The 15,747-nt window shown below is 33.4% G+C and carries 8 protein-coding genes; 2 read left to right on the top strand and 6 right to left on the bottom strand.

Features of this window, described 5'->3' with window-relative positions:
- Positions 1-3: 3 nt before the first annotated feature.
- Both GWR14_RS15570 and GWR14_RS15565 read right to left on the bottom strand, forming a co-directional pair.
- Positions 4-3,327: a TonB-dependent receptor gene (locus tag GWR14_RS15570; RefSeq protein ID WP_163410002.1), complete on the bottom strand. Its 3,324-nt coding sequence runs from the start codon at positions 3,325-3,327 to the stop codon at positions 4-6.
- A 220-nt stretch (positions 3,328-3,547) separates the two neighbouring features.
- A complete protein-coding gene (locus tag GWR14_RS15565) occupies positions 3,548-4,687 on the bottom strand; it encodes a FecR family protein (protein ID WP_163410001.1) in 1,140 nt (379 codons plus the stop codon).
- Between the two features lie 167 nt (positions 4,688-4,854).
- On the opposite strand from GWR14_RS15565, the gene GWR14_RS15560 reads away from it, so the two are divergent.
- Positions 4,855-5,394: a sigma-70 family RNA polymerase sigma factor gene (locus GWR14_RS15560; RefSeq protein WP_163410000.1), complete on the top strand. Its 540-nt coding sequence runs from the start codon at positions 4,855-4,857 to the stop codon at positions 5,392-5,394.
- A gap of 25 nt (positions 5,395-5,419) precedes the next feature.
- Positions 5,420-6,199: an alpha/beta fold hydrolase gene (locus GWR14_RS15555; RefSeq protein WP_163409999.1), complete on the top strand. Its 780-nt coding sequence runs from the start codon at positions 5,420-5,422 to the stop codon at positions 6,197-6,199.
- 687 nt (positions 6,200-6,886) lie between these two features.
- Here the strand turns inward: GWR14_RS15555 and GWR14_RS15550 are convergent.
- The 4 genes from GWR14_RS15550 to GWR14_RS15535 form a co-directional block, all read right to left on the bottom strand.
- Positions 6,887-9,652, bottom strand: a complete 2,766-nt coding sequence (locus tag GWR14_RS15550) for a PD-(D/E)XK nuclease family protein (RefSeq protein WP_163409998.1) — start codon at positions 9,650-9,652, stop codon at positions 6,887-6,889.
- Between the two features lie 64 nt (positions 9,653-9,716).
- Entirely contained in the window at positions 9,717-11,177 is a 1,461-nt protein-coding gene (locus GWR14_RS15545; protein WP_163409997.1) for an OmpA family protein, read from the bottom strand.
- Between the two features lie 112 nt (positions 11,178-11,289).
- A complete protein-coding gene (gene kbl / locus GWR14_RS15540; RefSeq protein ID WP_163409996.1) occupies positions 11,290-12,483 on the bottom strand; it encodes a glycine C-acetyltransferase in 1,194 nt (397 codons plus the stop codon).
- A gap of 81 nt (positions 12,484-12,564) precedes the next feature.
- On the bottom strand, positions 12,565-15,723 hold the full coding sequence (locus GWR14_RS15535) for a UvrD-helicase domain-containing protein (RefSeq protein WP_163409995.1): 3,159 nt from the start codon (positions 15,721-15,723) through the stop codon (positions 12,565-12,567).
- Positions 15,724-15,747: the final 24 nt, after the last annotated feature.

Raw genomic sequence — 15,747 nt, 5'->3', positions numbered from 1 at the left:
CTATTATAATGATAGGTTAAGACCAAAAACGACTTGTTTAAATAATGGGAATGAATCAGATCCTCCGTTTTCCGGATCTACATCCTTCAATAAATGACTGCGGCTAAAAACAAAAGGATTATAAGATGTCAGATAAAGCCTCATACTGCTCATACCTGTTCTTTTAAGAAATTCTTCCGGCATTGAATACCCGAAAGTAATATTCTTGATTTTCACATAAGAAGCATCTACAAGCTCTAGTGCCGACTGAAATTGGGTATTAAAACTACCTCCCGGCCTTGGAAAATCATTTGTAGGATTGTCTTGTGTCCAGTAATTATAGGTTTCCGGCTGTGCTTCTTTATTCCAGTATCCAAGTACCTGAGCGCGCATCATTCCGCCATATCTTCCGTTTACAAATACCGTAAGATCAAAATTCTTATACTTGAATGTATTTTGTAAACCAAAGAAATAATCCGGAACATTACTCCCTACAATCATTCTGTCTTTTGTAGAATAAACATGTACGCCATTATCAGACACACCATTGGCATCAAACTGCTCTACAGTCTGTAGTTTAATATCTCCCGGTTTGGCACCATACAGCGCCGCTTCTGCTTCCTGACCTAATTGCCAGATCCCTATTTTTTTATAATCATAAAATACCCCTTGTGATGCCGGAGTTTCTCCGATAAAAAGACCTTCTGAAATTAACTGAGTAACGCTTAAATTTCCTAAATCTATATTAGTAAGCTTTTCTTCAGCATTTGTGTAGGTAAACGAAGTACTCCATTTGAAATTTTCATTATCAACATTTTTAGTATTAATGGCAAGTTCAAATCCTCTGTTTTCAGAAGAAGCGATATTAGAAGTCTTTTTATAAGGTGTTTTGGCATCATAACCACCTGAACTGGTAGGTAAACGGCGATCCCATAAAATACCGTCGGTATGCGTCCAATAATATTCGGCTACAAGATCAATTCTATTATGCAATACCGAAACATCCAAACCTAAGTTCGTATTGGTTGAACGCTCCCATGTTAAATCCGGATTTGAAATATGCTCAGTAGGCACATACATAGGCAATGCTGTACCACCACCAAGAGAAAGGCTGCTTGTTTTAGTTGAAGTACGGGTCAAACTGGAATACGGATCAATATTTGCCGATCCTGAAATTCCATAACCCAGTCTCAGTTTTAAATTATTTAACCATGAACTTGTTCCTTCCATAAAGCTTTCGTCACTAATACGCCAGGCTAAAGACGCAGATGGAAACGATGCCCATTTATTACCCTCTGCTAACGGAGAAACTCCATCCCATCGATTGGTTAACTGAAACAGGTATTTTCCTTTAAAACTATAATTAAAACGTCCGGCAAATGACATTCTGTTAAACTGGCTATATGTATTCATTCTGGTGGTTAGATTTTTTATCGCTCCCATGTTATAAAACTTAAAGTCGTCATAATCTATACCGTTCCCACCTAAATAAGTTCCTTCGGATCTGCTATCAGCCCATGAAGTAATTCCTGTCAAACCAAAATCATGATCTTTGCCAAGTTTAAAATTATAATTCAGGATATTTTCCCAAATATAACTGTAATCCAATTCCATGTTGTACGTTGCTTCACTTGCAGTTCTTCCTTCCGTTAACAAATTGTATGAATTTTTATTCTGAAAAGTACCCGCTCTGCTTCCTGAAAATCTTGTTCCTAAATTAGATCTCAGCTTGAAGTTTTTAGCAAATTCAAACTCCATATAAGGATTAAACTGAATATTATAACTCATAGATTCGTCAGCAAAAGCCTCCGGATAATTATTCGCCAAAATACTGATGTTGTTAGGGTCTCCTTCTAACGGATAAAGATTCACAATACCATCTTCATCAAATGGTACTCCCAAAGGATAAACACTATACGCTTTATTAATTCTACTGTTTGTAGTGGTTCCTTTTCGATAATTTAAAATCAATTGAAAACCGGTCTTGAATTTATCACTAAATTTAAGATCAACCCCTCCTCTTGAATTTATACTGTTTACTTTATCATTTTTATAAATTCCTTCTTCACCTACATATCCTAAAGAGAAATAACCCTGAACTTTTTCTGAACCTCCTCTCATAAAAAGATTATGGTTTTGCTGTGTGCCTACCTGCAAAGTTTCATCAATCCAGTTTACATATTGTCCTTTTTCAATTGCAGCCACAGCCGCAGCATTCAAACCTAAATCGGTTAAATTTGTAGCTTCGTAACCATTATCCAGATAAAACCGATCGCGTTTGTAATTCAGCCATTTATCTCCCGTAAGCGGAGCAGGAAAAGACGAAAAACCATTAAGTCCAAAATAACTGTTTAAGTCTATTTGGAGTTTTCCTGCTTTTGCTTTTTTAGTTGTAATAATAATAACTCCATTGGCTCCTGAAGAACCATATATTGCAGTAGATGAAGCATCTTTTAAAACATCAATAGTTTCAATATCATTCGTATTCAGATTATTGATACTTGAAGGAATTCCATCCACAATATACAGCGGATCCTGACTGGCTGTCAAAGATCTGTTTCCTCTCAGTAAGACTTTTGGGGCAGTTCCTGCTTTACCTGATCCACGTTGAATATCAAGACCTGAAACTCTTCCCTGAAGGGCTTCCATTGGACTAGCCACAGGATTCAGAACAATATCAGATGATTTCACTGTCGCCACAGCTCCTGTCAAATCTTTTTTCTTTACCGCCCCATACCCGACAATCACAACTTCATTTAATGCTGAATTTTGATCTTTTAAGATTACGCTCAATGACTTACTTTGACCCACTGTTACATCTAAGGTTTCAAACCCTATGAAAGAAACAACCAAAACACTGTTTGATCCATTTACACGGATTGTAAATTTTCCGTCCAAATCAGTTTGTACTCCATTAGTAGTTCCTTTTTCTGTAACATTAGCTCCGGGTATCGGCATATTTTTCGAATCGGTTACTACTCCTGTAATTTCAATACCTTGTTCAGCTACTTTCTGAACAGTGCTTTTTTCTTGCGGATTTACCTGTTGTTTTTTCTTTACCAATATAATCTGACGATCATTTATAGTATAAGAAATGTTAGTCTCTCTGAATACCTTATCGAGTATTTCAGTTATTCCTTTTTTCTTAACATTAATAGTAACCTTTCTGTTTAGATCAATTATACTGCTTTCAAAAATAAATCTGTATTCAGAAACAGACTCTATTTTGTTGAACAGCTTCTCAACAGGAGCATTATTTATATTTAATGTCAGCTTTGTATTTTGCGAATAGACACTTGCCTGGATTTTCATCAAAGAAAGCATCAATAGTAGTGTGGTTAGTTTCATTCTTAGGCTAATTTTAGGCAAATAAGGACTAAGCCAATTCCTCTTAATTATTTTTTTCATAATTTTGGATTGATTTTAAATGATTTAATCTCGATACGTCGTTTAAAAACACATTACTAAATCGGGAAATACTGGTACTATTTTCCGATTTCTTTTTTGTATTTCTTAAAAAAATTACATCCTCACTTCATATAAAGTTTTTTAATTGGTTAATAAATAGTTAGTTTATTTTTATAAGCCTTCCTTCTTTTTGATAAGTAAAGCCCTGAATTTTGCTCATTGTTTCTAATACCTTTTCTATACTTTCAATGTTTTTATTAAAACTGGCATTGAATTTTTTATCTAAAATATCTTTTCTGTTGTTTTCAATAGTGACGTTGTAGGTTCGTTCTAATTTTATTATAATATCCCTAAAAGCAGTTTTTCTGAAAACAATTTCCCCATTTATCCATTCCGTATAAAAACGGGTATCTACCTCTTCTACCGCTATCTCAGTGTTTTTACTATTCCAGGATCCTTTTTCACCCGGAGCCAGCATTGCTTTTCTATTTGCATCAGCAATAGCGAACAAACTAACTGAACCTTCTACCAAAACTGTATTAATATCCATGTCTTCTTTGTAAGAGCTCACATTAAACTTTGTCCCCAAGACCTTTATAGCAACACCCCTTGTTTTTACAATAAATGGATGTGATTTATCTTTTGCAACATCAAAAAAAGCTTCTCCATCTAACACAACCTCCCTATTATGTCCTTTAATAAACTGAACTGGGTATTTTAAAGAAGAACCTGCATTCATATTTACCATTGTACCATCCGATAACATTACTCTGAAGGTTTTTCCGTAAGGAATTTTAATTTCGTTATAAACCAATTTATTTAGTGAATTAGACGAACGATAATTAATTTCATTATTTTTTTGAGAAGCAACTACTTCTCCGTTTTTCTTAATTATCTGCTGCTCTCCATTAGGACTCAATATCTGGATATCGCCATTTTCTAAAACCAATTGAATGGCATCGGAAGGAACTTTTATCTCAGTCTGTTTACCCGTTTTGTATTGAAAAACATAAACCAAACCTAACAGACAGAGAAAAATTGCTGCATATTGAAAAATACTTCTCCAGTTAATTACAACTGGCTTTTCATTTCCATTTATTTTCTCTTTTAATTCTTCCCAGCTTTTATCGGTATCCATGGATTCTACATATGCCAATGCTTCTTCAAGCAAGCCATTACGCTGAAGATCTTTTATCAGTTCCTGCTCTTCCTGAGACAGCAATGCCATTTTAGAAGTATCAAGATCTCCTTTACCTGCTATTTCCTTTAGAATATTAATCAATTTTGGGTCTGGATTCATTGTTTCATTATGAATGGTTATTTATCTATGTTAGAAAAAAAGTTTTTTAGGGTGACAACTAATCAATAAATTTTGATTTTTTTTACACATTACAAAAAAAAACTAACTTTTTATTCTACTTTTGACACCGTGTAATCCATTACAAAAAGAATAAACTTTATTTTTAGATGCTGAACCATAAAGATTTAAAAATATTTGAAACCTTATACAAAGAACATTTTGTCTTTTTTTCTTTAGTATCTTTCAACATAGTCAAGGATAAAGATGTCGCAAAAGATATTGTTCAGGATTTTTTTATTTATCTATGGGAAAAAGAAGAAGCTCCAACCTTTAGTATTTCATTTAAAGCTTACGGTACAAAAGCAGTAAAAAATTTAAGCCTCCAACACTTAGAAAAAAACAAAACAATCAGCTTGCAGAATAACAAAATAGTACTTCCAAAATCTGAAGAACAAATTGTTTTTGAAAATACAGAAGATAAAAAATCCGGAATTCAGACTTTAATCGAAAAGATTCCTCAGTCCAGAAGAGAAATTTTTATGCTTCATGTTGTTGAAGGACTTAGTTATGCAGAAATTGCAGAAAACTGTAATATCTCTGTAAACACCGTAAAAACACAAATGAAAAGAGCTTATGCATCCCTGAGAGAATCAAAAAACACCTCACGTTTAAATTTTATCATATATTTCATGTGGCTCATAAAATAGCTTATTTTTGCTATAAATTTCCGTTTTGAATCAAATCCTATACAAAAACACCAAAATATCCTATTCCGATACCGGAAACGGAACTGCAATTGTCTTACTTCATGGCTTTCTCGAAAACAAAAAAATGTGGAAAGATTATGTTTCTTTGTTCTCTGAAACTTATCGTGTAATCACGATTGATTTATTAGGTCACGGTGAATCTGACTCCCTGGGCTATGTTCACGAAATGGAAGACAATGCTAAAGTTGTCAATGAAGTTTTAGAACATTTAAAAATTAAAAAAGCCACAATTCTTGGACATTCTATGGGTGGTTATATTGCTCTGGCTTTCGCCGAATTATTCCCTGAAAAACTACAAAAACTGGTTTTACTTAATTCAACTTCAAAAGAAGACAGTGCCGAGAAAAAACTAAACAGAACACGTGCGATTAAAGCAGTAAAACAAAACTATATCAACTTTGTTAGTTTGGCGATTGCCAATTTATTCAGTGAAAATAACAGAATTCGTCTCGCTGACGAAATTGAAAAAGTAAAAACCGAGGCTTTAAAAACACCATTACAGGGAATTATTGCTTCTTTGGAAGGAATGAAAGCCAGAAAAGACAGACAGTATTTACTACAAAAACAATTATTTCCGGTATTACTGATTTTAGGCAAAAAGGATCCTGTATTAAGTTACGAAGAGAGTCTTTCTCAGATTGAAAATACAATAGTTGAACTTGTTTCATTCGAAGATGGCCACATGAGCCACATTGAAAACAAAGAAGAACTGAAAACCATGCTCCTGGAATTTTTCAGCAATTAATAAAATCAAAAAAGGCTGTTCAAAATAAATGAAACAGCCTTTTCCTCATTAATTGGGGGCAAAAATTATTATAACTTTAAAATTATATCTTCTTAAATTATGACAAAACTATTCTTGTCAATGCTAAATTAATCCTTTTTCTGATCTACATACTAAACACCTAATAGGCCTTTCCAACCTTAATATTCAGCTAATCCTTTTGGGTAAAAATAACTTGTTAAATAATCATTTTTAGAAGTGCCAAAGTTATTTTTTTTAACAGAAACCCACCTATAAACATATGTTAAAAACAGGTCTTATTATAACTCATTGATTAACTTTTATTTATCCCTTAATTTTTATTGATTTTTAAAATAAGATGTATAAAAAAAATTTACTGAAAAAATGAATCTGTTTAAAAAATGAAGTATTTTTTTAATAAAATTTAATGTAGAAATTATAAATATTCCGGTTAGTAAAGAAGTTTTTCCAAATTTTAGGAAAATTGCAATATGAAAACCGTTAAACAAATAATCTTTAACTCATTTGACTTATAAAAATTAAGAAGATTTCGTTTTAAAAAACAAGCCTATAAATAATATATTCAGAAACCAAAAGAGAACCTTTCAAAAATATATTTCGTAAAAAACAAAGAGCTTCGATCATGTATAATCGAAGCTCTTTGTCTAATATATTATTACATCAAAATTAGTTTATCTTTTCTTTAAAAGAGATATTCTGATTAAAAATCTCAGTCAGAAGCAAAACGATTTCTTCCAGATAACTTTTCAGAACATCATTACTGATCGTAGTGCACAAATCCTTATCTTCTTTAAAACCAAATGGCATGAAACCCGATTTTAAATTTTTAAAAGAAATAATTCCAGCTTCAATAGGCAAATCTCCAGCCTCCTTTTCAAACATGAAAGCATAAGCCAGAACCTGAATAATTTTATCGTTTTTAATCTCTTGAGTCAATCCTTTCCAGGACTTCAGAACCACATTCGTTTTTTCTACTTTACCGGTCTTATAATCGATGATTCTTACCTTGCCATTACGTAACTCTATTCTATCAACATTTCCTTTAATTAAAACCGAAAAAGGCAAATCCGGATGTTCTAAAAACCTTTCAAATGTTTTCTCTAAAGCTATAATTTTAACTGCATCACCATTACGAACCTCTTCCAATTCCATTTTCAAAAAATTAGAAACATTTCGTTTCGCCACTTCAAAAGCCAGTAAATTTCGTCCTTTTTTAATTTCGCCTTCCTTATAAACCAATTTGAATTGTTTGAGAACCTCATCATCTAACAATTTAAAACAATTTAAAAGATCTGTTTCCGAAATAAATCTTCCTATAAAAGGTTCATAAAGCACTTTTAATGTTTCATGAATAATCGTCCCTAAGGTATTTAAAGCAATGTTTTCTTCAACTTCTTCAACCTCGCGAATTCTAAGAATTTTTTGAAAATAAAAATCGATTGGATTCCGAATATAACTAGTCAATGCCGAAGGAGAAAAACCCAACAAGGCAATTTCTCTCAGCCTGTCCATAACAGCTTTAGATTTTGGAATTACCATCGGCTGATAAGCAGTAGCAGGCAAAACCGGATTATAAATATCAAAGGTTAAATTATGATTTGACTGCTTCTCTACTTCCAGTTGCGTGATAAAACGACTGCGTTCCCCAGCGTCTAATCCATCATTTTCAGTATTATAGATCAAATAAACATTCTTTGCTCTTTGCAAAAGATGATAAAAATGATAGGTATAAATAGCATCTTTTTCCTTAAAAGTCGGCAAGCCAAGCTCTCTTTTCACATCATACGGAATGAAAGAATTTTGAGATTTCCCAGCCGGAAACTTTCCTTCGTTCATTGACGTAACAATCACTGTATCAAAATCCAAAACACGACTTTCCAGAACACCCATAATCTGCAATCCGTTCAAAGGCTCTCCTTCAAATGACACTTCTGCAACATCAATAACCTGTTTATAGATTGCATACAATGTCTGTATATCATCGATATGATTATATCTGGAGTAATAACTAATCAATTTGTTAATCACTTTGAAAACAGAGAACACAAAAGTTTTAGCGATTTTTTCCTCTTCATTATCGTTACTAAAATTTTCTTTTATCAAAAGCAAAAGTTCAGAAATATTTTCCAGAACAGCCAAAGCCCCATTATCCCATTTTTGAAATAGTAAATTAAACAACTCAGAAGGATTAAAATTGAGTTCATTTAATTTAGAATGTGTAATAAAAGTATAGTTGTTCTCTTTTATAATTTTAACCAATTGGCTTGTTCTGGCATAAGGCTGAATCAAAGGATGTGTCAGGATTTCAAGTACCTCTTTGTAATACAAAACATAACTTGTATTATTTCTGGAAAGTGCATTAACATGCATTCTGAACAATTTTGCAATTAAAATTTGTGATGGATTATTTTTTCCAGAGAAACCCATTGTAATATTTAATGCCCCCACTGCATCAGGTAATGAATACAAAACAGGCAATAATAAATTTTCTTCCCCCAACACAACTGCAACTTTGTCGAGAGCTGTAACAGGGTTATCCTTAATAATTTTTTCAATAATACTTCCTGCAAGTTTTGCCTGTCCAATAGTTTTTGGAGTACCAATTACACTAATATTTTTAGACTGAGAAAAATCATTCATAATCCATTCAAAAGGATGCATTTTATAATGTTTCCAGCTTTCTTTAAAACGTCTTAAAAAAAGCCCTGCATCATGATAGGGGTCATTCAAAAAAGTTTGATCAGCATCCCAATAAATTTTAGCCTGATCCAACGCTAAAAGATGTTGCACTATCTTTTCTTCCGCAGCATTTAACGCATTGAAACCCGCAAAAACAAATAATTTATCGGGTTTTCTATCCGAAAAATGATTAAGATTATTTACTGCTTCTCGATAAATAAGCCCCTGATAACCGATACTTTTATTCAGCAGATGTTGATACAACGCATCATAATATTTTGGCAGAAGTTTCCAAAAATCAATATAATTTTCGAGAAGTTTTGTTTTATTCTCCACTTCGATACCCCATCTTTTAATATCTTCAATATCTTTCAGATAAGACAAAACATGAGACGGATCTAAAAGATAACGATCAATTTCATTAAAATCCTGAAGAAGTGTTTTTGCCCAATTAGCAAAGAGTTCAAACGGCTGTTGATTCTGTTTTTCTGTGATTGAAAGATACACTTCATAAAATTCAAATAACAATTCAACCGAATCGACAGAACGAATAAAAGCGATTTCTTGTACAAAATCCTCAATTGAAACAATATTGGGACAAAGAATTGTTTCAGCAGTCTGTTTTTTTAACGCTTCGATCAAAAACACCTTTGCTCTTTTATTAGGCAATATAATCGTAAGCTCCGTTAACCTGCCAGAATAATTATGAATGACAGAAGCAGCAATTTTCTGCAAAAAAGAAGTGTTTATCATTTGATAAAAATAAAAAAAGCCATTCAATTAAGAATGGCTTTTTAATATTTATTTTAAAAGTAAATTATAATTTACCTTCGTATTTTGAACCAATATGTCTAATTTCAGTTCTTCTGTTCTGAGCTTTACCTGCAGCAGTTTTATTGCTTGCAACTGGCTGAGAAGATCCAAATCCTTTAGATTCTAAGTTTTCAGGATTTACACCTCTTTCAATTAAAGCATTTTTAACAGCAGCAGCTCTGTCTTCAGAAAGTTTTTGATTAACTTTAGCTGAACCTGTACTATCTGTATGTCCTTCAATGCTGAATTTAGCATTTGGATAGTTGACAAGGATTTGTTTGATAGCATCTAATCTAGCCTGAGTTTCTTTATCTCCTGTTTTGAAAGTAGCTTTACCTGAGTTGAAGTAAACCGCTCTTGCCTGAACTTTAAGTTCTTCTAAAGCTTCTGTAGTTACTTCTGGACAACCTCTGTTACTAGCTGGACCAGCTACAGTAGGACAATCATCATCCTTATCAGCTACACCATCTTTGTCAGCATCTAAGAACGGACAACCACCATTTTCTCTCGGACCTGCAACAGTAGGACATTTATCATCTTTATCAGCGATTCCGTCTCCGTCTGTATCAGGACATCCTTTTAAAGCAGCTAAACCAGCAACATCTGGACAAGCATCATCTTTATCAGCAATTCCGTCTCCGTCAGTATCAGGACATCCGTTTAATGCAGCTAAACCAAATACATCTGGACAAGCATCAGAAGCATCAACGATTCCGTCTCCGTCAGTATCAGGACATCCGTTGAATTGTTTCAAACCAGCAACATCCGGACAAGCATCATCTTTATCATAGATTCCATCTCCGTCAGTATCTTTACCTCCGAATTTAAACACTAAACCTGCAGTATGCTGGAAGTGAGATGGAGCATCTGGCTCACCATTTGTATCTCTATCACCACCTACAGCCCATTTATATCTTGAAGCAAGCTCAAGACCAATAGCATCTGTAAACCAGAAAGTCACACCAATACCTGGGTTTACCGTTCCAAAACTACTATCGCCAAAGAAAGTATAACCTCCACCAACAGATAACGAAGGATCAACCACCTTAGATTTAATTAATTCCTGAAAGCTATATTTAATAGTCGCATCAATCCCGTAATACATTAAATCACCTGGATTGTACACAACATTTCCTCTTGAATCAGCATCTGCATTAGATGGATCAAAAATAACATATTTATCAATTTTATTTACAGATCCTTGTAGGCCAACAGAAAAACCATGCCCTACATATCTGTTAACTCCGATGTAAGACAAAGAAGGAAGAATATTCCAGTTATCTTTTACAGCAAATAATTGAGAAAAGTGTTGATCAAAAAAACCACTTCCTGAACCAGAACTTGTTCTGGTATCTACGGCATTAACCCCAAAAGAGATCGCCCATGGGTTGTTACTGTCTTGTGCCTGGGAATTTAAACCCATCGCCATTAACACAGCAACAAAAAGTTTGTTAAGATGTTTCATACTTATTTTTTTTAATTACAATTTAGTTAATTACAGACAAAAGTAACACCTAATTTTTTAAATACAAAATGTAATGTTAAAAAAAACCTACAAAAATTGAATAAAATGGCAATTATATAACTTTTAACATTTTCCCGACAACTTCAAAAGCATTAATTGCCTTGTCCAAATGTTCTTTTGAATGTGCCGCAGACAATTGAACCCTGATTCTTGCTTTTTCTTTAGGCACAACAGGATAAAAGAATCCAATTACATATATCCCTTGTTTTAAAAGTTCATCAGCCATCATTTGGGATAATTTTGCATCATACAACATAACTGGCACAATGGCCGAATCTCCGTCTATAATATCAAAACCGACTTTTTTCATTCCAACTTTAAAATAATTGGTATTCGATTCTAACTTATCTCTTAAGGAAGTATCTTTTTCCAAAAGCTCAAAGACTTTAATCGAAGCTCCAACAATAGCAGGCGCTAAGGAGTTTGAAAACAAATACGGTCTTGAACGCTGGCGTAATAATTCGATAATCTCTTTTTTAGCTGTGGTGTAGCCACCCATTGCTCCTCCCAGAGCTTTTCCCAGCGTGCCGGTTATAATATCAACCCTGCCCATAACCCCTTTTACCTCTAGTGTCCCTTTTCCAGTAGCACCAATAAATCCGGCAGCATGACATTCATCAACCATTACTAAGGCATCATATTTATCAGCCAAATCACAGATTTTATCCAACGGCGCAACGAGTCCATCCATAGAAAAAACACCATCAGTAACAATCAGTTTAAAGCGAGTTCCTGCTTTGTTTGCCTTAATTAATTGTTGCTCCAGATCTTCCATATTATTATTTTCATAACGGTAACGTGCAGCTTTACACAAACGCACTCCGTCAATAATTGAAGCATGGTTAAGACTATCCGAAATTATAGCATCATTTTCCCCCAATAAAGGTTCAAAAACACCTCCATTAGCATCAAAAGCTGCTGCATAAAGAATCGTATCTTCGGTACCATAAAAATCTGCAATCTTTTTTTCTAATGTTTTATGAATATCCTGAGTTCCGCAAATGAAACGAACTGACGACATTCCGAAACCATGAGTATCCATTGCCTCTTTTGCAGCCTGAACTACTTCTGGATGCGAAGAAAGTCCTAAATAATTATTTGCGCAAAAGTTCAAAACTGTTTCTCCGGTAGAAATTGTGATTTCTGCACCCTGTGCTGAAGTAATAATACGTTCTTTTTTAAAAATCCCGTTTTCTTCAATAGTCTGCAACTCACTTTGCAGATATTCTTTAATTTTTCCGTACATCTTTATATTTTTAAAATGTTAAAAATTAATACATTAGCAAAAATTAAGCTACGTAAATCCTTTAACATCTGATTAATTTTATCACAAATTTACCACATCAATTTCGGTTCCTATATACACCAAAGCCCTTTTTAACACTTTGTATCCTAATTCTTCAATTGCATTTTGATATTCGTGAATTTGCTGTATATATTTAGGATTTCTTGCTCCGGTTTTATAATCCAGTAAATAAGCCTCCTTGTTGTCCGTCAAAACAATTCTGTCCGGTTTTAATGTTTTACCCTCTTTCTGAATAATCGCCTGTTCATTTAAAATCATATTTTTTCCATCAAAACAAATACTAATTTCCGGATGATGTACAATTTCATGCAGGGTTTTCAAAACAACTTCCCGCTGGCTGAAAGTTATCAATCCGTTTTCTATTGCTTTGGTAAGTGCTAAATCAATATCCGACCGGTCTTTTATAAAAGCCAAAATTTCATGAATTATATTTCCGTACGAAATTGCCTCCTGCTGATGTGTACCCCACATTAAAGCTTCGCGTTGGGCAATTTTTATATTTTTCGGATTTAAAACTTCTGTAACTATCGGAATTGTTTTTACCTGATCTAAAGATTTATCAGAAGCAGAAAGCTTGAATCTGTTTCCGAATTCATATTCCAATTTCTCTGAATTATAAACACCTCTATGAATTAAGTATTTAATAAAAAACGAAGCCATATTATTTGGAAAATCCCCATCTTTCCTTTCTTTCAATGATTGCGAAATAATATATAATTGTTCTTCTGCACGCGTTAACGCCACATACAAAACATTAATATTATCCAGCAACTCCTCTTGCTTTTTCAAATTAAAAACAGCCGATGCGCTTTCTCCAAAACCTTCCACCGCACTGCTGTTATCAACTAATGCTTTTGGAACTCCCAAACCTTCGTCTTCTGCATCAAGCCATAACTTGTCTTTTGGTTTTCTGTTATAATCTTCTTCTGCAAAAGGCATAATTACGACAGGAAACTCCAATCCTTTTGATTTATGAATAGTCATAATCCGCACTGCGTTTTTTCCTTCCGGTGACGGTATACTGAATTTCTCTCCGTTCTTATCCCAGTAAGTTAAAAAATCAGCTATTCCTGCCTGATTCCGCATATCTCGTTCCAGAACAATATCAAGAAAATATTGCACATAGGCATTTCCCTCCGAAGGAAGAATAAATTTTGATATAATAATTTCTACCGCTTCATAAAGTGATTTTTTTCGGATGTTTTCAAAAGAGAGCGAAACATCGAAAGCCAAAAGCCATTGTTCAAAATCATTTTCAAGCCTCTGATTCATTCCTTCCGCAATAAAATCATGAATCGACATCTCAATTTCTTTTGTATTTCCTAAAAAATGCAGAAAGTTCGCTTTTGCTTCTAAATCAATACTATTATTCAGATATTTTAGCAAATGAATAATCAGACGCACTTCAGTTGCATTTTGAATCATCAGTGTTTCTGACGATAAAATTGGAATATTTTGTTCCGTGAGGTAATTAGCAATTACGATTCCCTGATCTCTTTTTCGGGTTAGAATTACAATATCTTTATACTCAAAACCTTCACGAACTACATTTTGAATCGTATTGAGAGTAGCCAAAACATACAAGTCTGATTTTTCAATAATTTCTTCTTCATCGGCAAAATCATTCGTTTCAATTATGGGCAGAAAAGAAATATTGACATACCCTCCTTTTTTAGAATTTGTATTCTGGAAACTATGATTTTCATATAAATTTTTATAATCTTCATTCAAAAATTCATTCGAAATCAGCTTAAAAAAAGCATTATTAAACTCAATAACTTCACTATAACTTCGATAATTTGTATCTAAATGTTTAATTAATTTATCAGGATTATTAAACGGATTTACATCTTTACTTAATTCGATAAACTGCTCTGCTTTTCCACCACGCCAGCGATAAATAGATTGTTTCGGATCACCAACAATCATCAAAGTTCCCTTATTACCGAAATCATCCTGTCCGGAAAGTGCATTGTCAATAAGAGGAATTAAATTTTGCCACTGCATTTCTGAAGTATCCTGAAATTCATCAATAAAAAAATGACGGTAACGCTCGCCCAAACGCTCATAAATAAAAGGCGCCGGCTGGTTTTGAATTTCACGATGAATGATGGCATTGAATTCTGAAATCGACAAAATATTTTGTTCGGACTGAATTTTTGACAATTCATTACTAACCGTATTCAGCAAAGAAAGAGGGGTAATATTTTTTAGAAACGCCTTATAAAAATCTCTCTTCTCGAAATTTTTATAAACCTTTTCTAATATTTTAAGAAAATCAGGAATAATATTTTCAATCAAAGCCCGGTCTTTTGCTGTTTTATTGATTGCAATATCCTCAAACTCATGAAAAGTTTTGTTTCTTGGATTGAATTTACCATCCCGAATACTTTCTAAATGATTTGGAAAAGTTCCTCTTGAAAATGATTTTAAATCAATTCCGTTTTCATCAATCAAAGTCAGAACTTCTATCGCAAAATCAGCATTTTCTTTTTCTAAATCAGCGCACAAAACTGCCATTTTCTTTTTGATTTCAACAAATTCTTCAATTGATTTGTCATGAAAATGCAAAATTTCATTTCGGTTATTTTCATTCAAAACCAATCTGCCTGTTTCAAGAATTTCACGAGAAACATCCCAACTTTTATCATCGTCGGTTTTTTCCATCGTAAAATCAACCAGCAATTTTGTCAAAGTTTCATTCTGACCAGCCTGAGCAATAATAGCATCCACAGCTTCAATCAATAAATTTTCGGTATCCAAAGTAACCTCAAAAGTCATTGGAAGATTTAAATCGTGCGCAAAAGCCCGGATTACTTTATGTGTAAATTTATCAATAGTAGAAATATCAAAAGCAGCATAATTATGAATAAGATGCTTGATAATATTTTGGGATTTTGTTTTGATTTGAATTATCGAAAGCCCCGTTTCACGAGACAAGTCTTCCATTAAATCGCTAGCTTTTGCCGAAGGATAGTCCTTCGCAAATTCAGACAAACTTCCAACGATACGGCTTTTCATCTCATGAACCGCTTTATTGGTAAAGGTTATCGCCAGAATGTTTCGATAAGCATCGTTTTTTGGAGAGGAAAGAATAATTTTAAGATATTCTTTTACCAAAGTATAAGTCTTTCCTGAACCTGCAGAAGCATCATAAATAGAAAAAGACGGACTTTGCATAAGTTTGGTTTTAATATGGTAAAA

This window comes from Flavobacterium ajazii (assembly GCF_010614725.1).
Classification (GTDB): Bacteria; Bacteroidota; Bacteroidia; order Flavobacteriales; family Flavobacteriaceae; genus Flavobacterium; species Flavobacterium ajazii.
Note: the sequence above shows the minus strand (reverse complement) of the source record. Positions and strands in the feature narration are given on the sequence as shown.